This window comes from Micromonospora sp. DT43, assembly GCF_049841645.1.
In the GTDB taxonomy this organism is placed as follows: Bacteria; Actinomycetota; Actinomycetes; order Mycobacteriales; family Micromonosporaceae; genus Micromonospora.
The window spans coordinates 38,503-64,259 of record NZ_JBNCKR010000021.1; the positions used below are offsets into that span (position 1 = coordinate 38,503).

28 protein-coding genes are annotated in these 25,757 nt (G+C 72.0%); 8 read left to right on the plus strand and 20 right to left on the minus strand.

The features are described 5' to 3' along the window. Positions 1 to 67 precede the first annotated feature (67 nt). The 3 genes from ACLQ26_RS31305 to ACLQ26_RS31315 form a co-directional block, all read right to left on the minus strand. Positions 68 to 865, minus strand: a complete 798-nt coding sequence (locus tag ACLQ26_RS31305) for an isocitrate lyase/PEP mutase family protein (protein ID WP_425747967.1) — start codon at positions 863 to 865, stop codon at positions 68 to 70. Further along, positions 862 to 1,887 (minus strand): cytochrome P450, encoded by a 1,026-nt coding sequence (locus ACLQ26_RS31310; protein ID WP_425747968.1) that lies wholly within the window; start codon positions 1,885 to 1,887, stop codon positions 862 to 864. The genes ACLQ26_RS31305 and ACLQ26_RS31310 overlap by 4 nt, the downstream gene beginning before the upstream one ends. Positions 1,888 to 2,050: 163 nt before the next feature. Then, on the minus strand, positions 2,051 to 2,788 hold the full coding sequence (locus ACLQ26_RS31315; RefSeq protein WP_425747969.1) for an ArsR/SmtB family transcription factor: 738 nt from the start codon (positions 2,786 to 2,788) through the stop codon (positions 2,051 to 2,053). A gap of 91 nt (positions 2,789 to 2,879) precedes the next feature. Here ACLQ26_RS31315 and ACLQ26_RS31320 point away from each other — a divergent pair, with 91 nt between their 5' ends. Continuing rightward, positions 2,880 to 5,102, plus strand: a complete 2,223-nt coding sequence (locus ACLQ26_RS31320) for a family 43 glycosylhydrolase (RefSeq protein ID WP_425747970.1) — start codon at positions 2,880 to 2,882, stop codon at positions 5,100 to 5,102. Between the two features lie 405 nt (positions 5,103 to 5,507). Here the strand turns inward: ACLQ26_RS31320 and ACLQ26_RS31325 are convergent, their stop codons facing one another. Both ACLQ26_RS31325 and ACLQ26_RS31330 read right to left on the minus strand, forming a co-directional pair. After that, on the minus strand, positions 5,508 to 6,230 hold the full coding sequence (locus ACLQ26_RS31325; RefSeq protein ID WP_425747971.1) for a hypothetical protein: 723 nt from the start codon (positions 6,228 to 6,230) through the stop codon (positions 5,508 to 5,510). Between the two features lie 2 nt (positions 6,231 to 6,232). After that, a complete protein-coding gene (locus ACLQ26_RS31330; RefSeq protein WP_425747972.1) occupies positions 6,233 to 6,634 on the minus strand; it encodes a hypothetical protein in 402 nt (133 codons plus the stop codon). Positions 6,635 to 6,945: 311 nt separating this feature from the next. On the opposite strand from ACLQ26_RS31330, the gene ACLQ26_RS31335 reads away from it, so the two are divergent. Then, positions 6,946 to 7,482, plus strand: a complete 537-nt coding sequence (locus tag ACLQ26_RS31335; RefSeq protein ID WP_425747973.1) for a hypothetical protein — start codon at positions 6,946 to 6,948, stop codon at positions 7,480 to 7,482. A gap of 30 nt (positions 7,483 to 7,512) precedes the next feature. On the opposite strand, the gene ACLQ26_RS31340 is transcribed toward ACLQ26_RS31335, so the two are convergent. The 4 genes from ACLQ26_RS31340 to ACLQ26_RS31355 form a co-directional block, all read right to left on the minus strand. After that, positions 7,513 to 7,950, minus strand: coding sequence for a VOC family protein (locus tag ACLQ26_RS31340; protein ID WP_425747974.1), 438 nt, complete (start codon positions 7,948 to 7,950; stop codon positions 7,513 to 7,515). A gap of 23 nt (positions 7,951 to 7,973) precedes the next feature. Then, the gene (locus ACLQ26_RS31345; RefSeq protein ID WP_425747975.1) at positions 7,974 to 8,495 is read right to left on the minus strand and encodes a 2'-5' RNA ligase family protein; all 522 of its coding nucleotides are present in this window, start codon (positions 8,493 to 8,495) and stop codon (positions 7,974 to 7,976) included. Between the two features lie 9 nt (positions 8,496 to 8,504). Next, complete coding sequence (locus ACLQ26_RS31350) at positions 8,505 to 9,713, minus strand: low temperature requirement protein A (RefSeq protein WP_425747976.1); 1,209 nt, start codon at positions 9,711 to 9,713, stop codon at positions 8,505 to 8,507. Between the two features lie 123 nt (positions 9,714 to 9,836). Beyond that, on the minus strand, positions 9,837 to 9,953 hold the full coding sequence (locus tag ACLQ26_RS31355) for a twin-arginine translocase TatA/TatE family subunit (RefSeq protein WP_363688022.1): 117 nt from the start codon (positions 9,951 to 9,953) through the stop codon (positions 9,837 to 9,839). 143 nt (positions 9,954 to 10,096) lie between these two features. Here ACLQ26_RS31355 and ACLQ26_RS31360 point away from each other — a divergent pair, with 143 nt between their 5' ends. Beyond that, complete coding sequence (locus tag ACLQ26_RS31360) at positions 10,097 to 10,708, plus strand: DinB family protein (RefSeq protein ID WP_425747978.1); 612 nt, start codon at positions 10,097 to 10,099, stop codon at positions 10,706 to 10,708. Positions 10,709 to 10,894: 186 nt separating this feature from the next. Here ACLQ26_RS31360 and ACLQ26_RS31365 read toward each other — a convergent pair whose 3' ends face one another. Together ACLQ26_RS31365 and ACLQ26_RS31370 are read right to left on the minus strand one after the other, a co-directional pair. Then, positions 10,895 to 11,086, minus strand: coding sequence for a DUF397 domain-containing protein (locus ACLQ26_RS31365; RefSeq protein WP_425747979.1), 192 nt, complete (start codon positions 11,084 to 11,086; stop codon positions 10,895 to 10,897). After that, positions 11,077 to 11,844 (minus strand): DUF5753 domain-containing protein, encoded by a 768-nt coding sequence (locus ACLQ26_RS31370; RefSeq protein ID WP_425747980.1) that lies wholly within the window; start codon positions 11,842 to 11,844, stop codon positions 11,077 to 11,079. The genes ACLQ26_RS31365 and ACLQ26_RS31370 overlap by 10 nt, the downstream gene beginning before the upstream one ends. A 306-nt stretch (positions 11,845 to 12,150) precedes the next feature. Here ACLQ26_RS31370 and ACLQ26_RS31375 point away from each other — a divergent pair, with 306 nt between their 5' ends. Continuing rightward, positions 12,151 to 12,387 carry a flavin reductase gene (locus ACLQ26_RS31375; RefSeq protein WP_425747981.1) on the plus strand — a complete coding sequence of 79 codons (237 nt, stop codon included), beginning with the start codon at positions 12,151 to 12,153 and terminating at the stop codon, positions 12,385 to 12,387. A 28-nt stretch (positions 12,388 to 12,415) separates the two neighbouring features. Here ACLQ26_RS31375 and ACLQ26_RS31380 read toward each other — a convergent pair whose 3' ends face one another. Further along, positions 12,416 to 13,021, minus strand: coding sequence for a response regulator transcription factor (locus tag ACLQ26_RS31380; RefSeq protein ID WP_425747982.1), 606 nt, complete (start codon positions 13,019 to 13,021; stop codon positions 12,416 to 12,418). After that, positions 13,018 to 14,172, minus strand: coding sequence for a histidine kinase (locus ACLQ26_RS31385; RefSeq protein WP_425747984.1), 1,155 nt, complete (start codon positions 14,170 to 14,172; stop codon positions 13,018 to 13,020). Before ACLQ26_RS31385 ends, ACLQ26_RS31380 begins: the two co-directional genes overlap by 4 nt. A 132-nt stretch (positions 14,173 to 14,304) precedes the next feature. Between ACLQ26_RS31385 and ACLQ26_RS31390 the strand changes: the two genes are divergently transcribed. Further along, complete coding sequence (locus ACLQ26_RS31390; RefSeq protein ID WP_425747985.1) at positions 14,305 to 15,201, plus strand: hypothetical protein; 897 nt, start codon at positions 14,305 to 14,307, stop codon at positions 15,199 to 15,201. 97 nt (positions 15,202 to 15,298) lie between these two features. Next, positions 15,299 to 17,044: a DEAD/DEAH box helicase gene (locus tag ACLQ26_RS31395; RefSeq protein ID WP_393292215.1), complete on the plus strand. Its 1,746-nt coding sequence runs from the start codon at positions 15,299 to 15,301 to the stop codon at positions 17,042 to 17,044. Positions 17,045 to 17,092: 48 nt separating this feature from the next. Here the strand turns inward: ACLQ26_RS31395 and ACLQ26_RS31400 are convergent, their stop codons facing one another. From ACLQ26_RS31400 to ACLQ26_RS31420, 5 genes are all read right to left on the minus strand, one after another. Next, entirely contained in the window at positions 17,093 to 17,497 is a 405-nt protein-coding gene (locus tag ACLQ26_RS31400) for a DoxX family protein (protein ID WP_425747986.1), read from the minus strand. 134 nt (positions 17,498 to 17,631) lie between these two features. Then, positions 17,632 to 19,962: an endopeptidase La gene (lon, locus tag ACLQ26_RS31405; protein WP_425747987.1), complete on the minus strand. Its 2,331-nt coding sequence runs from the start codon at positions 19,960 to 19,962 to the stop codon at positions 17,632 to 17,634. 38 nt (positions 19,963 to 20,000) lie between these two features. Further along, entirely contained in the window at positions 20,001 to 20,225 is a 225-nt protein-coding gene (locus tag ACLQ26_RS31410; protein WP_425747988.1) for a hypothetical protein, read from the minus strand. Between the two features lie 29 nt (positions 20,226 to 20,254). Further along, the gene (locus ACLQ26_RS31415) at positions 20,255 to 21,088 is read right to left on the minus strand and encodes a manganese catalase family protein (protein ID WP_425747989.1); all 834 of its coding nucleotides are present in this window, start codon (positions 21,086 to 21,088) and stop codon (positions 20,255 to 20,257) included. 84 nt (positions 21,089 to 21,172) lie between these two features. Further along, positions 21,173 to 21,904: a sensor histidine kinase gene (locus ACLQ26_RS31420; protein ID WP_425747990.1), complete on the minus strand. Its 732-nt coding sequence runs from the start codon at positions 21,902 to 21,904 to the stop codon at positions 21,173 to 21,175. Positions 21,905 to 22,001: 97 nt separating this feature from the next. Here ACLQ26_RS31420 and ACLQ26_RS31425 point away from each other — a divergent pair, with 97 nt between their 5' ends. Beyond that, the gene (locus ACLQ26_RS31425) at positions 22,002 to 22,610 is read left to right on the plus strand and encodes a response regulator (RefSeq protein ID WP_425747991.1); all 609 of its coding nucleotides are present in this window, start codon (positions 22,002 to 22,004) and stop codon (positions 22,608 to 22,610) included. 155 nt (positions 22,611 to 22,765) lie between these two features. Then, a complete protein-coding gene (locus tag ACLQ26_RS31430; protein WP_363688052.1) occupies positions 22,766 to 23,113 on the plus strand; it encodes a histone-like nucleoid-structuring protein Lsr2 in 348 nt (115 codons plus the stop codon). Between the two features lie 109 nt (positions 23,114 to 23,222). Here ACLQ26_RS31430 and ACLQ26_RS31435 read toward each other — a convergent pair whose 3' ends face one another. Both ACLQ26_RS31435 and ACLQ26_RS31440 read right to left on the minus strand, forming a co-directional pair. After that, positions 23,223 to 24,509: a hypothetical protein gene (locus tag ACLQ26_RS31435; RefSeq protein ID WP_425747992.1), complete on the minus strand. Its 1,287-nt coding sequence runs from the start codon at positions 24,507 to 24,509 to the stop codon at positions 23,223 to 23,225. A gap of 289 nt (positions 24,510 to 24,798) precedes the next feature. Beyond that, positions 24,799 to 25,677 (minus strand): hypothetical protein, encoded by an 879-nt coding sequence (locus tag ACLQ26_RS31440; RefSeq protein ID WP_425747993.1) that lies wholly within the window; start codon positions 25,675 to 25,677, stop codon positions 24,799 to 24,801. Positions 25,678 to 25,757 lie beyond the last annotated feature (80 nt).

A 25,757-nucleotide genomic window follows, 5' to 3' on the forward strand; every position in this document is an offset into this window, starting at 1 on the left:
CGTAATCATCGAGATCGGGCACAGACCGAACATTCCTCCGATCTACCCCGAAGGGACGGCCCACCCGTCAGTCGCCGTGCGTCGACACCAGGCCCTGCACCTCGGCGTACGACGGCAGTCCCGCCGCCACGGTGAGTCCGCCGGCTCGGACGGCGTCGGCGGCGTCGACCGCGGCGCCCAGCGCGGCTCGGAACAGCAGGGAGCCGGTGCTGACCCTGGCCACCCCGGCCCGGCCCAGCTCGGCCAGACCCGGCCCGCCCGGCTGGTACAGCGCGTTGACCGGCGCGTCGAGTCGTTCGGTGAGCACGCGCAGCGTCGCCGGGTCGACGGTGCCCGGCGCGAAGATGCCGTCCGCCCCTGCCGCCCGGTAGGCGCGAGCGCGGGCGAGGGCCTCCGGCAGCGGGTCGGCCGCCCCGAGCCACCACGTGTCGGTACGTGCGTTGACGAACAGGTCCGGCACCGCCGCCTTCACTGCCGCGATCTTGTCGGCGACGCACTCGGGTTCGGCGAGGCTGCCGTCCGGGCGACCGTCCTCCAGGTTGATCCCGACCACGCCGAGGCCGGCCAGCTCCGCCACGTAACCGGCGACCTCCGCCGGGTCGTCGCTGAACCCGGCCTCCACGTCGACGCTGAGCAGCACCGGCAGTCGAGCCAGTCGCCGGGCCAGCGCCAGGGTCTCCCCCGCGGTGGCCGCCGTGCCGTCGGGGAGGCCGGCGGTCGCGGCGACACCGAGGCTTGTGGTGCCGATCGCCGGGTGGCCACGCGCGGCGAGCGCCGCCGCCGAGGCGTGGTCCCAGGCGTTGGGCAGCAGCAGGGGACGGCCGGTGTGGTGCAGGGCGTGGAACGCGGCACGGCGCTCGGTCATCGGACGCTCACCTCCAGGCGGGTCGGTACACGCAGGGTCGGGTGCGGCTCGTGGCGCAGCGGGGTCGGGGTGCGCCGGCAGCGCTCCCGCAGCACGTCGAGCACCCCGCCGGCCAGGGCGAGGGCGTGCCGGTCGCCGGGGCAGCCGCGCTCCCCCGCCCCGAACGTGAGCAGATCGGCCCCCGGGCGGCCGGGTCGGAAGACCTCCGGTTCGGCGAACGCCCGCGGGTCGCGGTTGGCCGCGTCGAAGCGCACCAGCACCGGGCCGCCCGCCGGCAGGTCCCGTCCGCCCAGTCGTACCGCGTCGACGGTGACCCGTCGGGTGGCCCGGACCGGCGGGTCGAGGCGCAGCACCTCGGTCAGCAGGTCGGCGGTCCGCGCCGCGACCGGGACGGCCGGAGAGAGCACGTGGTGGGCGGCGGCGCCGATCAGGCCGGCGGTCGCGTCGCACGCCTGGACCAGCAGACCGATCAGGTTCGCCCGTACCTCCGGGGGGCCTTCCGGCGTGAGCGCCAGCAGCGCCGCCACCGCCCGGTCGGCCCGTGCGACGAGAGCAGGGTCAACACCCGGGTGGTACGCGGTGGCAACGACCTCCACCGCCGTCCCGGCGGCGACCGGTTCCGAGAAACCCAGCCGCCGGGCCAGCACCCGCAACGGCACCGGGCGGGCCAGTTCGGTCATCACGTCCAGGCGGTCACCGGCCCGGTCCAGGATCGTCATCGTCAGCCGGGCCGCCTCGTGGCGCAGCTCGTCCGGGTCCAGCGCGGCCAGCGCGCCGACCCCGACCGCCCGGCGTTCGGCGTGCCGTTGGGGCGGACTGAACCGGCTGACCGAGGCGCGCAACCAGGCGAGCGCGCCGGGCGGGCCGGTCTCGACGGCCGGCACCTGGAACGCTGGATCGGTAAGCGCGGCCCGCACGTCGGCGTGGCGCGTCACCCACCACACGCCGTCGGCGTCGAGCGCGGGCGGCCCGCACGCAGGTGTTTCCGGGGCGGGCGCGATGACGGGCCAGGTGTCGGTCACCGCCCGACCATAAAACCCGAACCGTTCGGCGCTCACCGAACGATCCGCGTGCGTCGAGGGAGGAACACCGCGCCGATCGTGCCGTTTCGGTCGTCGGCATGGGTGTCGTGCCCCTGGAGAAGGCGCACGATCGCGCAGCAGGGGCCGCCCTGGTGCCGACCGGTCAGGCGCGGCGACCGGTGGGCGACGCGGGCGGGGCGAGAGTGTGTTCCGGGACGGAGAGGGCGGCGGCGAGGGCGGGCCGTCCGGTGGCGGTGAGGCGGATCGCCCGGCCGCCGCCCCGAGTGGTCCAGCCCAGGTCGGAGAAGCGACGGCAGAGTGCCGCGCCGAGAGCCCCGGCCAGGTGCGGGCGGCGTTCGGTCCAGTCCAGGCAGTCGCGCACCAGCGGGCGTCGGGTGGCGCGCAGCTCGTCGACCGGCACGCCCAGTCCGGTCAGCCAGGCCCAGCCGTCGGCGGTAAGCGTCAGTCCACTGACCCGCTCCAGCCGACCGTCGGCAAGCAGCGCGTCGTACATCAGCACGCCCAGCCGCCCGGCGAGGTGGTCGTAGCAGGTCCGCGCGTACGCCAGGGCGGCGGTGGCGTTCGCCGTGCGCAGCGACCGGGTCGGTGTGGGCGCACTCGGCGCGTGCCCGGCCAGGTCCTCGATCAGCTGGGCCACCGACGGCCCGGCCAGGCGCAGGTAGCGGTGCCGGCCCTGCCGTTCCTCGACGAGCAGCCCACCCCGGACGAGGCGGTTGAGGTGGTCAGTGGCCGTCGACGGGGCGACGCCCGCCCGCCGGGCCAGCTCACCCGCCGTCCACGCCCGGCCGTCGAGCAACGCCACGCAGATGCCGGCCCGGGTGCCGTCGGCCAGCAGGGCGGCCAGCTCGGCCATCGCCCGACCGTCGGTGCCTACGTTCATCGGCCCAGTCTAGGGAAGAACTCTTTACAACGTTGTATCCAACGTTGTAAGAACGGAGGGCACACCGCCCACTCCCCCGAGGCAGGTCCACATGCGACATCTCCGCCGCGGCGGCGCGCTCGCCGCCGTGCTCGGTCTGCTCCTGGCCGTGCCCCCGTCCACGTCGGCAGCCGGATCCGACGGCCCGTCCCGCTACCGCAACCCGGTCTCCGCCGACGTCGGCGACACCTTCGCCGACCCGGTCGTCGTCCGGGGCGACGACGGCTTCTGGTACGCCTACGGCACCACCGACCCGCTGCGCGAGGGCGAGGGCGTGTTCCACCGGGTGCCCACCGCCCGCTCGGCCGACCTGGTCGACTGGACGTACGTCGGCGACGCCTTCGGCCCCGACCAGCGCCCGCCCTACGCGGCGTCCGGCGCGGCGTACTGGGCGCCCGACGTGCGCCGTCTGGGCGACCGCTGGGTCATGTACGTGACGGTCACCGACACCACAGTCTCCGCCGAGGGCAGCGACTACGCCATCGGTGCGGCCACCGCCCCCAGCCCGACCGGGCCGTGGACCTTCGCCGACGAGCCGGTCGTCGCCCCGCGCCCCGGCGGCGGTGGCGGCTGGCTGTGGACGATCGACCCGAGCCAGTTCACCGACGTCGACGGCCGCGCCTACCTCTACTACGGCAGCTACTACGGCGGCATCTCGGTCACCGAACTCAGCCCGGACGGCCTGCGCGCGGTAGGCGCGTCGACGCCTGTGGCGATCGACAACAAGTTCGAGGGCAGTTACGTGCTGCGCCACGACGGTTGGTACTACCTGTTCGCGTCCACGGCGAACTGCTGCGCCGGCCCGGCCACCGGCTACTCCGTCCAGGTCGGGCGTGCGCGCAGCCCCCGCGGCCCGTTCACCGACCGCGAGGGCGTCGCCCTGACCGCGTCTCGGGCCGGCGGCACCCCGGTGCTCACCCAGAACGGCAACCGCTGGATCGGTACCGGGCACAACGGGTTCCTCACCGACCTGTCCGGTCAGGACTGGATCGTCTACCACGCCATCGACCGTGCCGACCCGTACCTCGACGAGCCCTTCGGCATCAACGAGCGCCCGATGCTGGTCGACCGGCTGGACTGGATCGACGGCTGGCCGACTGTCAACGCCGGCGCCGGCCCGTCCGAGGGTGCCCGCCCGGCACCTGTCACGACCGGTCGTGTGGACGAACGCTTCGACACCGCGAGCCTCGCCGGCTGGCAGCGCGCCGGCCAGTGGCGGGTCGCCGACGGCCGGCTCGGCGGCAGCGGCGCGCTCACCAGCCGTACCACAGTGGGCCCGGACGTGCGCGCGGAGGCCGACCTGCGGCTCACCGGCGCGACAAGCGCCGGGGTCACCCTCGGCGACCGGGTCGAGGTCCGGGTGGACGCGGCCGCCGGCCGGCTGGTCGCCCGCGACGGCCGCCGCCAGACCAGCACGCCGCTGCCCGCCGGGCTCGACCTGGGCAACCGACACAACCTGGCCATCGAGGTACGCGGACAGCAGCTCACCGCCGAGCTGAGCCCCGCCCGCCTCGGTGACCAGCTCGCCGTGGTGTCGCTTCGGCTGGACCGCCCGATCGCCGGCCGACCCGGGCTGACGGCCGGCGGCGGCACAGCCGAATTCGACAATGTCAGCGTTGCGCGGCTGTACCAACCGGCGAAGCGGGCGGTGCCCGAGCCCCGGGTCGGCGCACGCCTCACCGCGTACTCCGACGAATTCGGCGACGGGCTCGACGACCGCTGGCAGTGGGTACGCGCGGACCCGGCCGCCACCGTCGCCGACGGGGCGCTGCGCTGGCCCGTGCAGTCCGCCGACCTGACCGGCACGGGCAACACGGCAGGCGTGCTGCTGCGCGACGCCCCGAGCGGCGACTACGTCGCCGAGACGACCGTGACGCTGGACCTGGGTGAGGAGACGGTCCGCAACTACCAGCAGGCAGGCCTGGTCGCCTACGTCGACGACGACCGGTTCGCCCGCCTGACCCAGGTGGCGATCTGGAACACCCGGCAGGTCGAGTACGGCTACGAGCTGCCCTTCGCCGGCCAGCCGGTGTACGGCGGCAGCATCGTCGGAACGCCGGCCACCACCACCTGGCTCCGGTTGGCGCACCACGTCGACCGGGCCACCGGGGAGCACGAGTTCCGGGCCGGGTCCAGCCGCGACGGACGTACCTGGACGTGGGGTGCGGTGTGGACGTTCCCGGCCGACACCACCCCCCGGATCGGGCTGGTCGCGCACGGCGGCGCCGAACCGGCGGTCACCGCGAAGTTCGACTACCTGCGCTTCTACCGCTGATCGCTACCGGACGGCCCGGGGGCGCGACCCCCCGGGCCGTCCGGACTGGACCTGGCGGGGCTCAGCGGATGTGGCGTTCCGCGGCGGCATGCCACCAGCCCGGTGGGCTCGGACCGCTGACCGTCGCGGTCGGCTGGTCGGGGTGCAGGCCGAGCCGACGGAGAGCAGCACCCTGGATACGAATGTCGACCCAACCGTGCCAATGACCATCAACCCCAACCCCGCAGGAAAGACCCCACGTGATCGCGGTCGCCTCGAACGGCATCCAGTCGATGCCCCGATCACGCAGTCAGGCGCGGACGGCGGCCATCGGCTGCGGACAACCACGGGTGCTCTCGTAGGCCACTACGGTGACCCATTCGACTTGCGACGCATCCATGACGAGCACTGTAACGCGGGGACGGCTCACCGACGTCGTCGTCGCCACCCCACCATGCGACGGATGGCCGGACGGCAGGCATCGATCAGATCGACGTCGAGCTCCACGGCATGCCGTGCCCGGTGCTCGGCCGGCAACGGTACGTTCCTGCTCTCCGGCACGACCCGCTCCACCCAGCCGTCGCGCAGCACATGCGGAGTGAGCACGCGGTCGGCACAGTCCAGTTGTGCGAGGAGCGTTGGCAACTCGATCCGGCTGTGGTGTCCGCCGCTCAGCGCCCTGAAGATCGTCTCGTGCAGGCCGCCCTCGAATCCGATGATCGAGGAGACACTCAGGATGCCCCGGCTTGGACGAGGCGTGCCAGCAGCGGACGGAGCATCGGCGGCGGCGTGCAGGACGTTGAACGGTAGTTCGGCGAACCATCCCTGGGCCGACCACAAGATGATTCTCCTCGTCGGTGGGCTCACATGGACCCGCGACGCGCCGCCGTCGATCCCGGTCCAATCCGGCCACCGGCGGCAGAAGTAGTCGCTGACGCCGCTCGCCCACTGCTGACCCAGCCCCGACTCCTGTAGACACTTCAGGTGGCACTGGCCGTAGCGGCCGTCGGCGAAGGATCGATCCGTACCGAGGAAGTACGGTGCGAGATAGAAATCCTGCCCCACCAGGCCGAGCGTCAGCCGGCGGCAGAAGCAGCAGGGTGCCGGAACAGCCCCGTCACGCACCTCAACACGGTCGTGGTCTGGCACAGTCACTGCTGGCCAAAGAGCAGCTGTTCGAGCTCTTCGAGCTGTTGCCGAGTCAGCCGAGGAGGACGCCAACCGAGAGCCTCCGCGTGGCGGAGGAACTCCTGCGGAAGGCCCACCCGATACCTCTCCACGTAGTACGGCAGGTCACTCGGCCACGACCACTCACCGTCGGTGAGTATGGAGAGTGGTGCGATCTCAGGCCGCTCCGCGTCCAGTTCGTCGTACGCGTAGCCGGCCGACGCCGCCAGCACGGAACCGCCGGTGAGGTAGCCGACGACCGGACCCACCAGCTCTACGGTCAGCTTGCCGCTGGCCTCGCGTAGGCCCATCTCCGTTGGTTGCCCGTGCGGGAGGTCGTTGAAATGGCCGATATCCCGCACCTGGCTCACCTCCGCTTCGAACAACGCCGATCAGCCTAATCGAGCATGGTCCACCGCTCGCTGCCTCCGACGGACCGCGTGGTCGAGGGGATGCATCTCCGCATCCGACTCGGCCTTGGCCTCCTGTCCTACCCTGAAGGGGCCGCGACGCCACTTCGGCAGGTCGAGGCCCTAGCGCTCGCACCTTGGGCGGATGGACGTGCCGCATGAACTGGACGACGTTCCGCAGCGACCGCACCCCTCGCCGACTCCGCGCCGTGGCCGACCTACGGTTTCCCGTTAGCGGGCGCGAGCATCTACGGAATCGGTATCCCCAGCTCAGCGAGGACGACCTCGTGCTCGTCGAGACCGCGACCCGGCAGTGGTTCCGGCTCACCGCCCGCCAGACCGGCGCGAAGCTGGCGATGCCGTCGGTGGTCGCGGGTGAGCTGTGGCGGGAACTGACTCTGCACACGCGGGACTACGCCGCCTTCTGCGACGCCGCGTTCGGGCGTCTCCTGCCCCACCAGGTCGGGTCCGCGACAGGCGGCGCCCCGTTGCTCGCCACGCTGAGCCACGGCCGCCGGGACGAGGACTGCGGCCCGACCGGCCTCCCCCTGCTGTTCCGGGTGGACCAGGAGCTCAGCATCCCGGACGGCAACCGCTACCTGGCCGACTGCGGAGGCCGTGGCGAATGCTTCCCGACCTCCAACCGGGTCTGCCTGCAACACCTCGGGGGGCCGGGTAAACGACTCAAGCCGCGCGGCATTCGCGGCGACCTGCCCCTCAACGACGGCCGTCACGGGTACGCCGGCGGCGCCGGCGGCAGCGGCGCTGGTGGCGGCGGCGATTTCAGTGGCGGGGGTGGCGACGGCGGTGGAGGCGGCAACTGACTGTGCACGGCCGACTGCCGCCCGAACGGCCTAGAGGACGTCGAACTCGTTGCCCTCCGGGTCGGCCATCGTCACGTGGTCGGGCGTCCCATCGAGTTCGTCCACCCGGAGCACGGCCCCGCCCGCCGCCACCAACCTGTCCACCACCACCTGGACCCGCGGCCAGCGCACCTCGAACGGCTCCTGGCGGCCACCGCCGGCGCGGATGTCAAAGTGCATCCGGTTCTTGACCACCTTCGGCTCCGGCACCTTCAGGAACGACACACCGGGCCGGACGCCGCCCGGGTCCTCGATGAAAGCGCCGTCGTCCCATTCGTCCTCGGGAACCTTGAAATGGGTCTGCCACGCCTCCCAGGTGGTGAACCCCTCCGGTGGCGCGGCCGGGACGTACCCCAGCGCGAGGCACCAGAACGCGGCCAGCTCGCGCGGGCGCGCGCAGTCGACGGTAAGCGACCACTGCTCGGACACCGCCACACCATAGACCGCAAACGTCACACCGGCGGACGGGTCAACGGGGTCGCCGTCCGGTCCGTGCCGTCGTAGCTGCGGGCGGCGTCGAACGAGCCCGTCGGGCGCTGCCCACCGGTCACGGCGCGGGCCAGCCGCAGGTCCGCGTCGCGGAAGCGCAGCGCCAGGCTGAGGTGCGGCACCCACGCTCCGGGGGCGTGCCAGGGGCGCTGCCCGTCGGCCTCGGCGAGGGCGTCCCAGACCGCGGCGTGCAGCGCGGTAAGCGCCGGTGTGGGTCGTACGAGCCAGACCAGCGGGGCGCTGCCGTCGAGGACGACGACCCGGTCGAGCGTGACAGGCACCGGCAGCGCGGCGTCGAACAACTCGGCCAGGCGGTGTTCGACACCGGCCGGGAACTCGTCGACGGCGGCGAGGGTCAGATGCGGCCGGTTGGTCGGATGGATGTTGCGGGCGAGGCTGGGCAACCTGGCGGCCGCCAACCGACTCCAGACCGTCCGGATCGCGGCGTCCAACCCCGCCGAGCACACCAGTTCCACCGTACGCACCCCGCCACGCTAGCGGGAACGGCCCTGGCCGTACGGGTGACTGGCTCCGCCACCGACCGCGGGGTTGACCCCACCGGCGAGCCGCGCCCGGATCGTCAGGCTGAACGCGGCGACGACGGTGATGGTCGCCGCGCCCAGCAGACCCACCGCCAGCGGCGGGAGTCGCGCCGCCACCGGGCTGAGGATCAGGCAGGCCACCACCGACGCGAGGCAGTGCTTCGTCAACTGGCCGAACACCCATGCCTCGAAGATCAGCCGCCCGACGAGGAAGAGCAGGGGCCCGACCAGGATCGCGACCACGTTCCCGGCCGACATACGGCCGCCGGGCGCCTTCAGCATCAGCTCTCCGCCGATGCCGGTGAGCAGGATGCCCCCCACCATCAGCAGATGGGTGTAGCCGGCCCGCAGGTTGACCCGGTACGGGTCGACGGCCACGTTGATCTTCACGGCGAGGCTGCTCGTCGTCCGGTAGAAGTAGGTCCACCAGAGGAAGACGACGGTCCAGAAGGTGATCAGGAAGGCAGCGGTGTCCTCCAGGTCCCGCGACGACTCTCGGTAGAAGTTGCCAGTGGCCAGGATCGTCTCGCCGAGAGCCAGGATGATGAACTGGCGGTACCGCTCGGCCAGGTGTTCGCCCGAGAGACGCCACTCCCCAGCCGTGGCCCGGCCAAGCCCCGGCACCCGCCAGCGCAACGCCGGCGCCCCGTAGTCGATCGCCAGCGCGCAGATCCAGAACAGGGCCCGCGCATTGCCGTGGGACGCGGCCCCGGCGAACCACAGCGTCCCGGACAGCAGATACCAGATCACGCCCCGGACCGGCCGGCGCCAGGCGGGCGTGGCCCGCAGATAAAAGGCCATGACCAGGGTACGTCCCAGGTGGATCCCGAGGTACGCGCCCGCGAAGACGAATGCCTGATCGCCGAAAGCGTCCGGCACGTTTATCGACATCAACAGGCTGCCGAGCATCACGCAAATGATCAGAACCTGCACAACGGGACGTTCACAGTCGAGGCTGTCGGTGGCCAGGTTGGTGTTGTACCAGATCCACCAGAACGCGAGCAGGAAGATCACCGCGTGGAGGGCGGCGACCCAGCTCGGCTCCTCGGCCAGGGTCGACGACAAACGGCCGAGGGTGAAGATGAAGACGAGGTCGAAGAACAGTTCGACGGCACTCGACCGCACCGGATTGACCGGACCCGCCGCGACCTCCCTGCGCATCAACCCATCATTACATCCAATTCGGACATAAGAGGGCGACTGGTCTGATCGGCCGACGCACGATCCTGCCCGTGGCGCCGACCGACGGAGACCAGCTTCCGGGAGCAGGCGGGGATGCTCGGATCAGCGTCGCTCGTCAAGGTGGTTGCGCAGGGACCTGCCTGCTCCCCGCGCTCGGCGAGGCAGCCAGATCGCGCCGATCACCAGCAGGACGATCACAAGGATGAGCAGCCAGCGCATCACGACCTCCGTGTCCGGGGGCGCCTCACCACGTCCCAGGTGCAGGCTTGCTTGCCCCGCCGCCGGCCTCCGTCAAACCACATGACCGAGGCCGGGGCTGACGGGCTTGAGGCCGTCGTGAGCACGTGGCAGGCTCACGATCCGTGATCGACGACTTCGCGAAGACGTACCTGCACAGCGATCTGCGGGATGTGCGCGAGGCGGTCCTCTGGAAACTCGAAGGGCTCAATGAGTACGACATCCGCCGCCCCCTGACCTCTACCGGCACCAACCTTCTCGGCCTGGTCAAACACCTCGCGGTGTGGGAGGCCCGGTACTTCGGCGAAGTCTTCGGGCGACCGTTTCCTGAACCACTGGCCCGCTGGGACGACACCGACGCGAACGACCACGACATGTGGGCCACCGAGCACGAGACCCGCGAGGAGATCATCGACCACTACCGCCGCGTATGGGCCCACTCGGACGCGACGATCGACGCACTGCCCCTCGATGCGACCGGCCACGTGCCCTGGTGGCCGCGCCCACAGGTCACGTTGTTCGCCATCATGGTGCACATCCTCACCGAGACGAGCCGGCACGCCGGACACGCCGACATCCTGCGCGAACAGCTCGACGGCTCGACAGGGATAGCGGCCTGGGATCTCAACGCTCAGCGTGACCCGGCCATCGGCGAAGCCCGACGCGCACAGATCGAACGGGCCGCCCGCGCAGCCGCCGGCCCTACGGCTTTTGGAGCGCGGTCGGAGAGCCGCTGAGGGCGCTGGCCGTCCGCTGCGGCTGCCCGCCGGGTCGATGTGCTGTTGAGCCATATACCTCAGAGGTATGAATATGACTCTGAGGTATACCGCTCACGACCACATCCGCCGCCACGGAGGTGACCGACGGTCACCTCCGGTCGTCGACTGCGCCCATCGCCCCAGCCAGGGTTAGGAATTGCTCGTCTAGTGCTGGGCTCGCGCGAAGCCGACGAAGTCTCGCCACGCCCGCGGCGCGAAGGTAAGCGTCCCGCCGTCACGGTCCTTCGTGTCCCGAACCAGGACGACGCCGGGCAGGTTGTCGGCGACCTCCACGCACGCCCCGCCGTTGTTGCCGCTCTTCGTACTCTTACGCCACTGCGCGCCGGTCAGGTCCATGATGATGCCGCTTCCCTGAGCAGGTCTAGGGACTGTCCACGGGAGAGAGCCTCCCCGCGGATGCGTTCCCATCGTCGGTCAAGGGTAGCAATTTCCCCCTGCTGCTCGGTTATCTGCGCCTGTGCCTGCCCGTCAACATGGGCAACACGACCGCCGCCCTCCAATTCGGCGATGATGAACGGCCCACCCAGACCCGGATACATGCCAACGGTTGCCGGCACGACGTAGACCTGCACCGACGGGAGTTGCGCACATCTAGCGAGATGCTCGCACTGCTCGCGCATGAGAGACCGGTCGCCGTAGGCCGACCGTCGCAGCACCGACTCGTCCAGAACGGCGATCAGTAGCGGTGGCTGGTCGCGGTGGAGGACCGACTGCCGCACCATACGTCCCTGGACGAGATGGTCAAGGTCGTTGGAGGACAGCAACTCACCGGCCAGTGTGGCCCGCGCGTATGCCTCGGTCTGCAGCAGGCCGGGCACCCAGGCCAGTTCGTACCACCGCAGCGCGACCGCCTCGCGTTCAATGTCAGCCCATGGCCGGAACCACACCGGCTCGCGGCGCTTCAGGACGTCCGGCCACAGGTCGACCACCTCTCGGCCGAGGATCGCGGCGACCTGGGAACGATGTCGGGTCTGCGGAATCCGTCCCGGGTTTGCCCACCGCGCGGCCGTCTTCGGATCGACCCCGGTCTGAGCTGCGAGAGAGTCGGCGGTCTCACCGCACTGGGTCATGGCCTCCACAACGGCGTGATTCATCCTCTGTCCTCCCCGGATATCCCGAACGTCCAAACGCCATAGTGCAACGGAGTGTAGTTGCATCGCAACAGCCGGCAGGCTAGTCGTAGACGGCGCGGCCGGCAGGGACCCGAGACCCGGCGGACGCGTTCGTGCCGGGGCCGCCTCGCGGGCGAGCACTCAGGGGCGGCCCCTCCCAACGAGCGACAGGAAGAAAGCCGTGCCGGAATGCCCCGCGGCGAGCGCCCGCCCGATCAGGGCCGCTGACGTCCTGCGCCTGAACGGCGAAGACGAGCGCACGGTTCGTCCGCGGAACGGAGGTGTCGCGTGAGGGGTCGACGCCTTCCCCACCTGGCGACCCGTCCCACCTGGCGTTGCCAGTCGTGCGGGGTCGCCTGGCCGTGCTCGGCGGCGAAGTTGAGTCTCCTCGGTGAGTACCGCGAGAAACGGGCAGCCCTGGTGGACTACCTGATGGCCCTGCGGGACGAGGCCGCCGAGCAGTGCCACGGCACGACGGCGGCCGACCTCGACGACCGGTTCGTCGCCTGGGCGCGATCCCGATAGCCGGGCAGTGCAAAGGACAGCCGAAGGGTCAGAGCCAGCCGCTGTCCCGGGCGGTACGCACCGCCTCGGCCCGGTCGGCCGCGCCGAGCTTCTGCACCGCCGCGGACAGGTGGTTGCGGACGGTGCCGGTCGACAGGTGCACACGGCGGGCGATCACCGCGACCGGTGCGCCGAACTCGGCCAGCCGCAGCGTCTCCAGTTCCCGCGGGGTCAGCGGGCACGGCGGCAGGGTCAGCGCGTCAGCAGCCAGCGACGGGTCCACGTACCGGCCGCCGGCGTGCACCCGCCGGATCACGTCGGCGAGCGCGCCGCCTGGCGCGCCCTTGCGCAGGAAGCCTCGCGCGCCGGCGGTCAGCGCCTGCCGCAGGTGACCCGGCCGGCCGTGCCCGGTGAGGACCACCACCGCACACTCGGGTCGGACGCGGGCCAGTTCGGCGGCCACCGCAAGGCCGTCCAGTCCGGGCATCTCCAGGTCCACCACTGCCACGTCCGGGCGGTGCGCGAGCGTCGCGGTGACAGCCGTCGGCCCGTCGGCGGCCTGGGCCACGACGTCGATGTCCGGTTCCAGGCTGAGCAGCGCGGCGACCGCGACGCGGATCAGGTCCTCGTCGTCGGCGAGCAGGACGCGGATCACGACGGCGCCGGGACGGTGATGTCGAGGGTGAACACCGCGTCCTCGCGGCGAACCCGCAACTCGCCCCCGACCGCGGCGATCCGGTCGGCGATGCCGCGCAGGCCGTGGCTGTGCTCGTCCGGTCCCCGATCATCGGCGCCGTCGTTGGCGACAGTCATCCTGACCACACTGTCCTCCCGGTCGATGTCGATGCGACACCATTGGGCCTGACTGTGCCGCAGCACGTTGGTGCCGGCCTCGCGAAGCACCGCCGCCAGTTCGGTGGCGGCCGACTGCGGCAGGTCGACAGGTGACGACTGCACCGTGCAGCGCACGCCGCAGGACCGCAGCACCCCCGCGACGGCGGCCAACTGCTCACCGAGGTCGACTGCACGGTACCCGTGCACGGTCTCGCGGACCTCGGCCAACGCCGACGCGGCGAGTCGCTGCGCCTCGGCGGCCTCCCGGCCGGCCCGTTCCGGGTCGACAGGCGCCAGTCGGGCGGCGAGTTCGGCCTTCAACGCGATCACTGTGAGGTGGTGCCCCAGCACGTCGTGCACGTCACGGGCGAAGCGCAGCCGTTCCTCGGCGGCTGCCAGTCGGGCCTGGGCGGCCTGGCCCTGCCGGGCCTCCACGAGCAGACTCCAGAACCAGACCTGGAACCAGTTGACCGCCGCCACGCCCACCCCGATCCCGCCCGTCACGGCCAGGTTCCGGCCGACGGAGCCGCCGGTCCACCAGGCCACGGCCGCCGAGACGAGCAGGGTGCCGGCGGTGACCGCAAGCGCGCCCGGGAGGCGGACCAGCAGCGGCGCCATCCCCACCAGGGCGGCGCCGATCCAGGCCCAGGTGGGCCAGACACCGGTCGCGACGGGGGCGACAAGCGGCACGGTCAGCGCCGCCACGACGATCAGACCGAGTTGGGCGCGGCGTCGCCACCGAGACGCGAGCCACGGGGTGACAGCCGCGTACAGCATGGCGGTCTGGGCGACCGCGAACGCGAGGATGCCGACCGCGCCGAGCACGACGCGGTTGCGGTCCGGCTCCCGGGTCAGGCCGATCGCGGGCAGCAGCACACTCGCCCACACACCGGTGGCCAGCGACAGCAGCGTCGCCTGGCGAGCACGGTGCAGCCGGCGGTCCGCCCGGGGAATCACCGTCTCGCTCGCCACGCGTCGATCCTAGGACCGGCCGGCGCACGACCCACCCCTGCGAGTTGTCACGGTCGGACCATGCGCGCCGCACAGCTTTCCCGTGACGGACGCTCCTGCCCCTCGCGCCGGAACGCCGGCAGGGTCAACGGCATGGAGAAAACACAGATGTACGCGGACAGCCCTACCCCCGTACGGCAGCCCGGGTCGCTGCCCACCGCGCAGTCGGCACCCTCCGACGCGGCGCCCTCCCACGGCATCCGGCGGCTGCTGTGGCACCTGGCCGAGATGGCGCTGGCGATGGTCGCCGGGATGGTGCTGCTCGGGCCGCTCTGGGAGATGGCCGGCACGGCCCTGGGCGTTGCCGGCGCACTGGCCCGGCCGGAGGTGGCCGCCCTGGTGATGGCCACGAACATGACAGTCGGGATGACTGTGTGGATGCGCTACCGGGCGCACCACTGGCGCGGGGTCGGCGAGATGGCCGCCGCGATGTACGTCCCGTTCCTGCTGCTGCTCGTACCGTTCTGGGCCGGGCTGCTGGACGGCGACGCCGTGCTGCTCGGCGGTCATCTGCTGATGGTGCCGGCCATGGTGCTTGTGGTGCTGCGCCACCGGCACGAACCACCGGTGGTGATACGCCGACACCCGGCAGTGGTGGCGCTCGCCCGCCGCTGGCCGGCCGGACTCGCGCTGCTGCTGACCGCGGACCTGTGGGTCGACCCGATGGTGCTCAGCCCGTGGACGATGCTGGTGCTGCCCGGCGGGTACCTGCTGATCGGCGTGGCCCGGCGGACGCTGCGCGGGCCGGGCGTGCTCGCCACCCAGCTCGTCGGCCTGGTCGCCTGGGTGACCGTGACGCTTGTCGCGGTCGCGGCCGGCGGGCGGACGGCCGCGTGGCTGGTGGCGTTCGGGTGGCTTGTGCACGCCGGGTGGGACCTGGTCAACCACCGCACCGGCCGGGTGGTGCCGCGCGGGTACGCCGAGTTCTGCGGCGTGCTCGACACCGCTCTCGGCGGAATGATGATCCTGGCGATCCTGACCACCACCTGACCCGCCGAGCCGCCCGCCGCCAAGATCCGGGGCGGCCGGGGGCGCTCTTGTGCCGGTCGGCGCAGCGGCCCCGACGGCGTGATGAAAGGCTTGACCCATGAGTTCCGCACCTGCACAGCACGACGCACCGACCGACGCACCGATCGACGCCGCCCCCGCCGACGCCGAAGAGGTGTACGCCTTCACCGAGCTCGGGCTGCGTCCCGAGCTGCTGGGCGCGCTGTCCGCCCTCGGCTACGAGGAGCCGACCCCGATCCAGAGGGAGGCCATCCCGCCGCTGCTCGACGGCCGGGACCTGCTGGGTCAGGCGGCCACCGGCACCGGCAAGACGGCGGCGTTCGCGCTGCCACTGCTGAACCGGATGTCGGCGCACCGCGACGGCGGAGACCCGGTGGCGCTGGTGCTGGTGCCGACGCGGGAGCTGGCGGTGCAGGTGTCCGAGGCGTTCCACCGCTACGGCAAGGACCTGGGCGCGCGGGTGCTGCCGATCTACGGTGGGCAGCCGATCGGGCGGCAGTTGCGGGCGCTGGACAGCGGGGTCGACGTGGTGGTGGCCACCCCCGGGCGGGCCCTCGACCACATCGCCCGTGGCACCCTGCGCCTCGGTGGCCTGGCCACGGTGGTGCTCGACGAGGCCGACGAGATGCTCGACATGGGCTTCGCCGAGGACATCGAGGCGATCCTGGAGCACGCTCCCGCAGAGCGTCAGACGGTGCTCTTCTCGGCGACCATGCCGTCGCGCATCGACGGGATGGCCCGCCAGCACCTGCGCGAGCCGGTCCGGATCGAGATCGGCCGGGAGCAGACGGTCGCGGGCGAGGCGCCCCGGGTGCGGCAGAGCGCGTACATCGTGACGCGCGCGCACAAGCCGGCCGCGCTGGGCCGGGTCCTCGACGTGGAGTCGCCCACGGCGGCGATCGTGTTCTGCCGCAGCCGTGAGGAGGTGGACCGGCTGACCGAGACGATGAACGGCCGGGGCTACCGCTCCGAGGCGCTGCACGGCGGCATGAGCCAGGAGCAGCGCGACCGGGTGATGGGCCGGCTGCGGGCGGGCACCGCCGACCTGCTGGTGGCCACCGACGTGGCGGCCCGTGGGCTCGACGTCGAGCAGCTCACCCACGTGGTCAACTACGACGTGCCGTCGGCGCCTGAGTCGTACGTGCACCGGATCGGCCGGGTGGGCCGGGCCGGCCGGGAGGGCGTGGCGATCACCCTCGCCGAGCCGCGCGAGCACCGGATGCTCAAGACGATCGAGCGGGTCACCGGCCAGCGGATCACCATCGACAAGATCCCCACCGTGGCCGACATGCGGACCCGCCGGCTGGAGCTCACGCAGGCGGCGCTGCGGGAGAGCCTGCTGGAGGACGACCTCGACCCGTTCCGGGTGATCGTGGAGACGCTCACCGACGAGTTCGACCTGATGGAGGTCGCGCTCGCCGCGGTGAAGCTGGCGCACGAGGTGACGTCGCCGGGCTCGGACGACGAGGAGGAGATCCCGCAGGCGCCGGTGCGCGGCCCGCGCGAGGGTCGGCCGGAGGCCGGTGGCCGGGGCGGCGACCGGAGAGGCGGGGGTCGGCCCCGTTCGGGTGGCGGCAACACCGTCCAGGTCTTCGTCGGGCTGGGTCGGCGCGCGGGGGTCCGCCCGCAGGACCTGGTCGGCGCCATCACCGGCGAGACCGGCATCCGCGGCCGGGACATCGGTTCGATCGAGATCGCCGACCGCTTCTCGCTGGTGGAGGTGCCGCAGGGGGTGGCCGACGAGGTGATCTCCGGGCTGCGTTCCAGCACCATCAAGGGCCGCAAGGCCACGGTGCGTCGCGACCGCGGCGGCGAGGGGCGCTGAGCGCGCCGCCGGCGACCGCCGGGATACGACGGTCGCCGGCGCGTCAGCTCAGAAGGAGTACGGCCCGAAGCGGCCCCAGGCGACCACCGCGGCGAGGACGAGCAGCACGGCGCAGGTGATCGCGCCCTGGATCTCCATGCGGCGCTCGGCCGCCGTTTCGCGCTTCTTCCTGTCGCGCAGGTGCACCAGGATGGCGCCGATCATGACGATGACCAGCCCGACGGCGGCCAGCGGCGTGAGCACTGTGGCGATGCCGGTCAGCGCCGGCAGCACGAGCCCGACGGCGGCCAGCACCTCGACCGCGCCGAGGGCCTTGACCTGCGACGGCGGGACCGGGTCGACCCAGGCCATCCGGTCGCGCAGCTTCTCCTTGGGCTGGGTCAGCTTGGCCAGGCCGGCGCCGACGAAGACGACGGCGAGCAGGATCTGGATGATCCAGAGCACCAGGTTCACGGGGGTTACCTCCGGGGACACCGCCTCGCGGCGGAGAGGTGATTGAGCGTTCCCGCGAGACAGTAGCCCCCCATGCGCGAACATCGATGACCCCCGCCGTCACAGGACGGCGGGGGTCATCGGGCTCGAGAACGTCAGACCGTGAAGAGCGCCGGTCCGTCGAGCGCCTGGACGTCGGCCGGGCGCAGCGCCAGGGCGAGCACGTCGGCCACGTCGGCCAGGGTGTGCACGGTCAGCGCCTCGCGCACCTCGGTCGGCAGGTCGTCCAGGTCCGGCTCGTTGCGCGCCGGGATGATCACCTCGCTGAGGCCGGCCCGGTGCGCGGCGAGCAGCTTCTGCTTCACCCCACCGATCGGCAGCACCCGACCGGAGAGCGTCACCTCACCCGTCATCCCGAACTCCGGGCGGACCGGGCGGCCGGTGACAAGCGACGCCAGGGCCGTCACCATGGTGATGCCGGCGCTGGGACCGTCCTTGGGCACCGCGCCCGCCGGGACGTGCAGGTGGATCCGGCGTCCCGCCAGGGCGTTCGGGTCGATGCCGAGCCGACGCCCGTTGGAGCGCAGGTACGACAGCGCGATGTGCGCCGACTCCTTCATCACGTCGCCGAGCTGGCCGGTCAGGGTCAGGCCCGGCTCGCCCTCCATGCTCGTCGCCTCGATGAAGAGCACGTCCCCGCCGGCGCCGGTGACGGCGAGGCCGGTTGCCACGCCGGGCACGGCGGTGCGCTCGGCCGACTCCGGGGTGAACTTCGGCCGCCCCAGGTAGCCGGTGAGGTTGTCGGTGTCGACGCGTACCGGCGACGGGTCGGTCGCCAGCGTCACCGCCACCTTGCGCAGGATCTTGGCGAGGCCACGTTCGAGCTGCCGGACACCGGCCTCCCGGGTGTACTCCCCCGCGATCAGCGCCAACGCCTCGTCGGCGATCTCCACCTCGTCGGCGGTCAGACCGGCCCGCTCCCGCTGCCGGGGCAGCAGGTGGTCACGGGCGATGGCGACCTTCTCGTCCTCGGTGTAGCCGTCCAGGGTGACCAGCTCCATCCGGTCCAGCAGCGGGCCGGGGATGGACTCCACCACGTTGGCGGTGGCCAGGAACAGCACGTCAGACAGGTCGAGGTCGACCTCCAGGTAGTGGTCCCGGAAGGTGTGGTTCTGCGCCGGGTCGAGCACCTCCAGCAGGGCGGCGGCCGGGTCGCCCGCGTAACCGGCGGCCAGCTTGTCCACCTCGTCGAGGAGCACGACCGGGTTCATCGAGCCCGCCTCGCGCAGCGCGCGCACGATCCGGCCGGGCAGCGCGCCCACGTAGGTGCGCCGGTGCCCGCGGATCTCCGCCTCGTCGCGGACCCCGCCGAGCGACACCCGGACGAAGTTGCGCCCGAGCGCCCGGGCCACGGACTCGCCGAGGCTGGTCTTGCCGACCCCGGGAGGGCCGGCGAGAGCCAGCACCGCGCCGGAGCCGCGACCGCCGACCACACCGAGGTTGCGCTCGGCCCGGCGGTTGCGTACGGCCAGGTACTCCAGGATGCGGTCCTTCACGTCGGCCAGGCCGGCGTGGTCGGCGTCGAGCACCGCCCGGGCCGCGGCCAGGTCGGTGTTGTCCTGGGTACGCGTACCCCACGGCATTTCCAGCACGGTGTCCAGCCAGGTGCGGATCCAGCCCGCCTCCGGGGAGGCGTCACTGGCCCGCTCCAGCTTGCCGACCTCGCGCATCGCCGCCTCGCGGACCTTGTCCGGCAGGTCGGCGCTCTCCACCCGGGAGCGGTAGTCGGCCGAGCCGTCCGGCTCGTCCTCGCCCAGTTCCTTGCGGATCGCGGCGAGCTGCTGGCGCAGCAGGAACTCCCGCTGCGACTTCTCCAGGCCCTCGCGGACGTCGCTGTTGATCTGCTCGGTGACCTCCTGCTCGGCCAGGTGGTCCTTCACCCAGCCGACCAGCAGCTCCAGCCGGGCGGTGACGTCCGGCGCGGCGAGCAGCTCGGTCTTCTGCTCCAGCGTCAACCAGGGCGCGTAGCCGGCCGAGTCGGCCAGCTCGGACAGGTCGGTCATCCGCTCCACCGCGTCGATGACCTGCCAGGCGCCCCGCTGCTGGAGCACGGAGGTCACCAGGGCGCGGTACTCGCGGGCGAGTTCCCGGGCCTTGCCGGCGGGAGCGGGTTCGTCGAGTTCGGTCGCCTCGACCCAGAGGGCAGCGCCGGGGCCGGGCACGCCGGAGCCGATCCGGGCCCGGGACAGGCCACGGACCACGGCGGCGGGCTCACCGTCGGGCAGCCGGCCGACCTTCTCGATGGTGGCGACCACGCCGACCGGGCCGTACTCGCCGTCGATGCGCGGCACGGCCAGCAGCTTGCGGTCGCCGGTCGTCCGTGCCGCGTCGATGGCGGCCTGGGTGGTCGGGTCGAGGGTCACCGGGATCACCATGCCGGGCAGCAGCACGGCGTCGGTCAGGGGAAGTACCGGAAGAGTTGCCATCGAACACCTGCTATCGCGTTGAGTTGAGCGTGTCTCACTCAAGTAACAAAGCGTTCCCCTTGTTCCGAGGTGTGACCCAGACCACTACTCGACGTTTGCCGACGGACCGGCAGCAGCAGGTCCCGGACCGCCCGGCCCCCGCCGGCCAGCGCCACGGCGACGGGAATGGCCAGGCTTGTCAACGCCAGGGCGAGCACGACCCGGGCGGGCAGCCCGACGCCGACGGCGAGCGCGGTCAGCACCGTGCAGACCACAAGCTTCACCCGGGTACCCGACAGGCTCCCGACCGTGTTCACGACGCGGCCGGGTTCGTGCCGTACAGCCGCGGGTCACCCGGCGGCAGCATCGGCTCGGGGGCGTTGGCGCGCGGGTTGTCGTCGTAGCGGAACTCCCCCTTGCCGTTCGGCGCGGGCCCGGACGCCCAGCGCCCCTGCGCGGCGTCCGTGCCGGAGGAGAAGCCGAGGTAGGTGTAGCCGAACTCGTCGGTGAACTCCCCGGAGTCCGGGAAGGCGTCCGGCACCGGCATGTCCTCCAGGCCGTCCTCCCTGAGCTGCTCGATGGCGGCCAGCCACATGTTCTGGTGCATGGTGTCGCGGGCCAGCAGGAAGCGCAGCATCTGCTTGACGCCCGGATCGTCGGTCATGTGGAACAGCCGGGAGACCTGCAGACGGCCCTGCGCCTCGGCGGTGACGTTGAGCTGGAAGTCGGCCAGCAGGTTGCCGCTGGCGGTGATGAACGCCCCACTCCACGGCACCCCGTTGCTGTCGGCGGGCAGCGCCCCGGCGCCGCCGTGGATGAAGTGCGCCGGGTTCGACCCGGCATAGACCGCCCCACCCCCGGGGTTGTCCGCGATGGCCTCGGACAGCGACAGCGGGGCGTTGTCCAGCAGGCGGGTGATCATCGTGACGATCATCTCGACGTGGCCGACCTCCTCGGTGCCGACGTCGAGCAGCAGGTCCTTGTACTTGCCGGGCAGCCGGCAGTTCCACCCCTGGAACAGGTACTGGTTGGCGACTGTCATCTCGCCCCACTTGCCGCCCAGCACCTCCTGCAGGCGGCGGGCGAACGCGGCGTCCGGAGCGTCCGGCTTGGCTTCGAACTGCAGGTCCTTCACGTGGCTGAACATTCGACCTCCTCGGTGCCGGAATGCTGGCATCGAGGCGGTTCCCATCCCGCTGACCCGGCCGGGCCAACCCGTGTCCCGGTCGGGTCAGCGCAGCGGGTGGACCACCGGCAGCAGCACCTCCAGCGCCACGCCCCGGGGCCGCAGCCGGTGCGCACGCAGCACTCCCCCGTCCACTGCCACCAGGTGTCGTACGATCCACAGCCCCAGCCCGGACATCCCGGCCGCCGGCGCCGCGCGGCGTAGCGCCACCAGCAGCGCCTCGTCCACCCGCCCCTCGTCGGTGACCACGATGCTCAGGCCGGGCCCGCGCAGCGCCGCGTAGACGCCGACGTGCCCGCCGGCCGGCCCGTGCCGCAGCGCGTTCTCGACGAGGTTCACCAGCACCTGCCGGGTCCGACCGGCCGGCACCGGCCAGGAACCCGCCCGTCGGGTGGCGCGAGCCCGTCGCCGACCCGGCGGCACCAGCGCGGCGACCTCCCGCAGGATCCCGGCCAACGGCACGGTGGCCTCCGGTGCGGCCGTCGGCGTCAGCACACCGACGCCGGCGGTCGCGTCGCGCAGCAGGCCCTGCAGGTGGGCGGCCTGGTCGCGGGCCAGTTCGGTGATCGCCCGCCGGTCCGCGCCGGTAAGCGTCCGGCGCTCATCGGCCAACGCCCGGGTCAACGAGGTCAGGGCGCTTACCGGGGTACGGAACTCGTGGCACAACACGCGCAGCAGCAGGTCCGCGTCGACACCCGAGGGCGGTTCGGCCCCCGCCTCCGGTCCGGTCCGGCGCAACCCTCGCAACAACCCCTGCCAGCCGTGGCGTGCCCGCATGCATCCGACTCCCCCCGTTCGGTGCGTACCGCATGATCGGTACCCGCTGGGGAACGGCGCAGACATGCCGGACGCACCCACCCTCAGACTCGCTGTCGTGGACGACCACCCCCTCTTCGTCCGCGGCCTCGAACTGCTGCTTCCGGTGACCACCGACGGACGCGCCGAGGTGGTCGGCTCGACCGGCGACGCCGCCGCGGCCGCCGCCATGGTCAGCCGCTGCCACCCCGACCTGGCGCTTGTCGACCTGCACATGCCACCACCCGGCGGCATCCGCGCGGTGGCAGCCATCCGGCGGACCACTCCACGCGTACGGGTGGTCGCCATGTCCGGTTCCACCGACCCGGCACCGGCGCTGGAGGCGCTGCGGGCCGGCGCCGAGGGGTTCCTGCCGAAGACCAGCGAACCGGAGGAGCTGCTGCCCCCGTTGCTTGCCATCCTCGACGGCTGGGCGGTGCTGCCCGCGGAGCTGCTGCGGGCCCTGCTGGGCCCCTCCCGCGCCGCGTCGGTCGACCTGGACGCCGAGGAGCGCCGCCTGCTGCGGGCGATCGCCGCCGGTCGCAGCACCGTCGACGTCGCCGAGGAACTGCACGTCTCGGAACGGACTGTGAAACGGATGACCGCCGCGCTGCTGCGCAAGCTGCGGGTTTCCAACCGCGCGGAGGCGGCGGCCATCGCCGGACACGCCGGCCTGCTTACCGATTGAAGCCGCCCCGGGGCCTGCGATTCCGCGGCGGTTCCCGGTTTTGTACGCCAGGCAATCGCGACGCGCCGAATGAATGGGACGCCTATTGTTGCGGATTCCCCGGTTGATAGGTCAGACTTTGGACACATCCCGCCACCTACAGGGAGTAATCGGCAATGGCGAGAAAAGTAATCACGGTGCTGACCGACGACCTCGACGGCGGGAAGGCCGACCGGACGGTCGAGTTCAGTCTCGACGGCGTGGCCTACACGATCGACGTCTCAGACGAGAATGCCGGCGTCCTGCGGAAGGCGCTGGACCCGTACATCAATGCGGGTCGGCGGATCGGGCGAGGCCCGGTGGAGAACACGCGGACAGTTCGGCGGCCGGGGCGACCGAGCGGCGCCGGAATGGACCGCGAGCAGAACCGGGCGATCCGGGAATGGGCCGTCAAGAACGGCTACAAGATTTCCGAGCGTGGCCGGATCCCGGTCGAGGTCGTCGAGGCGTACAAGAGTCGCTGACACGCGGCACACAGTGACGGGGTCCCACCGTTTCCGGTGGGACCCCGTCACTGTGTGCGCGGCCGGCCATCCGGGGCTGTGCACCCCGGCCGACCGGCCGACTCTCGAATCAGTTCACGTTGATGCGGATCGAGTCGAAGGCAGGGGTCTGGTTCGCCCGCTCCATCATCGGCAGACGGTGCGAACCGTCACCGGCCCAGACCGAGCACTGCGCCGTACCCGACTCCGGCAGACCCGGAATCTGGATGGTCACCTCGTCCGGCTGGGCGCCACCGCGACCGTCCTCGGTGGCGACGAAGAACGCCGGCACCTCCTGCGGCTCCGGCGGCGCGGTCAGGCTGTCCAGCATCCGGCAGGCGGTGTGGAAGTGACCCCGGACCAGGCCCTGGTCGTTGAGCAGCGAGCTCTCCACGTAGTACCCACCCTGACCGGCCGCGAGGAAGCGGTCGCGAACCAGGTTGCGGGTGCTGACGCGCAGGGTGAAGGGCTGGTTGCGACCGACCTGCTGCGGGAACTGGGTGATGAGCAGCGACGGGTTGTTGGCGGCGGCGCCGACCTCACCGAACTCGGTGCTCACGCACCTGTTGCCCTTCTGGAAACCGTCGTGCGCCTCCAACTTGCTCTCGTCGCAGTCGTTGGCCAGCACGCCCAGTCCCGCGCCGGGAGCGGTGCCGCCATTGTTTCCGCCGTTGTTGCCACCACCGTTGTTTCCGCCACCGGTGTTCCCACCGTTGTTGTTGCCACCGCCGGTGTTCCCACCGTTGTTGTTCCCGCCCCCGTTGTTGTTACCGGTGGGCTGCACCTGACACTCGGCGAGCTGCGCCAAACCCTGGGGGCGCGGACCGACCCGGTCGATAGCCGTCGTGATCCGGTCCAGCACCGCCTTACGCTTGCCGGCCAGCGGCTGCAGGATCGCATTGCGGATGAACGCGGCACCCTTGTTGCCCTCGGCGGCCAACCGGCGATCGGCCTCGGCGATCTGGGTCTGCAACTGCGCGAGATTGCGGTCGACCTCGGCTCGCGCCCGATCCGGCACCTGCGGCAGCTTGGCAAGCACATCGGGACAGGCGACGGCCGAGCCGGTGCCCACCGTGCCGTCCTTGCCGTCCTCGCACTCCGCCACCGACTCCTGACCATCACCCCAGTGGTTGCGCACCCAGCGGCCGTTCTGCCAGGTGCGGCTGGTCGAGGCGCCGCTCGGCGCGGTCGAGCCCGGGCTCGGCGCCACGCACTGGCCGGCGACCGGTCGAGGCTTGTTCGTCCGCCGGTCCTGGGCCGACGAGATCTGGGTAACGGCGACTACTCCGCCGAAGACCACGAGCGTGCCGACAACGGCCAGCAGACGCTTGCTCCGCGCGATGCCGGGTGACCGGCGCGCCCGAGTGGACCTGCGCATCGAATTGCTCTCCTTCTCGATCCGGTAGTGGATTCCTGCCCTCGGCGGACCGACGGATAGATGGCACGCCACGGCGGCGACCACCGCGACCTACCCGGTAACGTGTCGATGGCCGACGATGCCCTTTCCGCACCGTCTCCCGCGTCCGGTCGACGCGGTTGGGGAGATCCTCTTCGTTCGCGCAGGAGTACGGGACGGCGACGGGGAAGGTTCAACAGGCGCACAGAAAATTGCTCCGCCCCCGAGCGGATCGGGTGCGGAGCAGGGTTTCAGCAGGGAAAGCGGTTCGTCAGTCCGCGCAGAGGTGGTCGAACGCGAAACCGCCCACCAGTTCGTCGCGGCGTCGGCTCAGCGCCACGATCTCCGTGGTGAGGTCCGCGCGCGCCAGCAGATCCGGGCCGTCGGGCCGCGCGGCGCGCAGCCGTTCGCCCACCGCGACGGTCGCCAGGTCCTCGGCCAGCCGGGCCGCGTCGACGCCGCAGGAGAAGCGCTGCGCGGTCACCGAGACCCGCTCGATGAGGCACGCGTCGGGGCGCACCTGGACCCAGCTCCAGCCCTGCGCCGGGCCCTCGGCCCAGTGCACGTGCAACCCGCGCACGATCGGGTCGGCCAGCTGCCCCGCCACGTACGCCTCCACCGCCGCCGCGCGGGTCAGCGCGCCGAGGTCGTTCACCGGGCCGGTCCGGCCGTCGGGGAGCCGCCCGAGGATGTCGCGGAAGCCCACCGGAGCGGACTCGTCGTCACGGCCCGCCACGGCGGCACCCGCCACGTACGCCCGCGCGTCGAGCACGTACTCGACGAGGCGCCGGCCGTGCTCGGCGGCCCGCAGCGTCGGTGACCCGATGCGCAGCACGGGCAGCCCGACGGCGGCGCTCACGGCGTCGGTGAGGCGCTCGGCGCGCTGCTCCGCCGACCCGGCGGGCGGGACCGGGCCGATCGCCACCGCGACGACGGGCCGTCCGGTGTCGGTCGCGCAGACCACGAGGTCGAACGCCGCTCGACTGGCCGAACCCCACTGACTGCCCGTGACGCCTGGCGGACGCCCCTGCACCAGCTCGCTGAGCCGGCGCGTCCCGTACACCAGGTGGCCGGCGCGGTCGAACAGCGCGTCGCGTCCACCATTGGCGGGCATCGCCCGCAGCCAGCCGCGGTCGTCGCTGCTCGTCATCTGCCTGATCCATCCGCCGGTCGGTCGAACCGCGCCGAGTCTAGGCGGTCGATCACCCGTCCCGGCGGACCGGCCCGGCC

Coding starts and splice junctions, on each gene's coding strand:
- ACLQ26_RS31305 (WP_425747967.1), bottom strand. CDS start 865: ATGACCGAGCGCCGTGCCGCGTTCCACGCCCTGCACCACACCGGCCGT.
- ACLQ26_RS31435 (WP_425747992.1), bottom strand. CDS start 24,509: ATGCGCAGGTCCACTCGGGCGCGCCGGTCACCCGGCATCGCGCGGAGC.
- ACLQ26_RS31440 (WP_425747993.1), bottom strand. CDS start 25,677: ATGACGAGCAGCGACGACCGCGGCTGGCTGCGGGCGATGCCCGCCAAT.
- ACLQ26_RS31315 (WP_425747969.1), bottom strand. CDS start 2,788: ATGAACGTAGGCACCGACGGTCGGGCGATGGCCGAGCTGGCCGCCCTG.
- ACLQ26_RS31420 (WP_425747990.1), bottom strand. CDS start 21,904: ATGCGGGCACGCCACGGCTGGCAGGGGTTGTTGCGAGGGTTGCGCCGG.
- lon (WP_425747987.1), bottom strand. CDS start 19,962: ATGGCAACTCTTCCGGTACTTCCCCTGACCGACGCCGTGCTGCTGCCC.
- ACLQ26_RS31395 (WP_393292215.1), top strand. CDS start 15,299: ATGAGTTCCGCACCTGCACAGCACGACGCACCGACCGACGCACCGATC.
- ACLQ26_RS31365 (WP_425747979.1), bottom strand. CDS start 11,086: ATGGACCTGACCGGCGCGCAGTGGCGTAAGAGTACGAAGAGCGGCAAC.
- ACLQ26_RS31355 (WP_363688022.1), bottom strand. CDS start 9,953: ATGCGCTGGCTGCTCATCCTTGTGATCGTCCTGCTGGTGATCGGCGCG.
- ACLQ26_RS31370 (WP_425747980.1), bottom strand. CDS start 11,844: ATGAATCACGCCGTTGTGGAGGCCATGACCCAGTGCGGTGAGACCGCC.
- ACLQ26_RS31415 (WP_425747989.1), bottom strand. CDS start 21,088: ATGTTCAGCCACGTGAAGGACCTGCAGTTCGAAGCCAAGCCGGACGCT.
- ACLQ26_RS31390 (WP_425747985.1), top strand. CDS start 14,305: ATGGAGAAAACACAGATGTACGCGGACAGCCCTACCCCCGTACGGCAG.
- ACLQ26_RS31430 (WP_363688052.1), top strand. CDS start 22,766: ATGGCGAGAAAAGTAATCACGGTGCTGACCGACGACCTCGACGGCGGG.
- ACLQ26_RS31320 (WP_425747970.1), top strand. CDS start 2,880: ATGCGACATCTCCGCCGCGGCGGCGCGCTCGCCGCCGTGCTCGGTCTG.
- ACLQ26_RS31350 (WP_425747976.1), bottom strand. CDS start 9,713: ATGCGCAGGGAGGTCGCGGCGGGTCCGGTCAATCCGGTGCGGTCGAGT.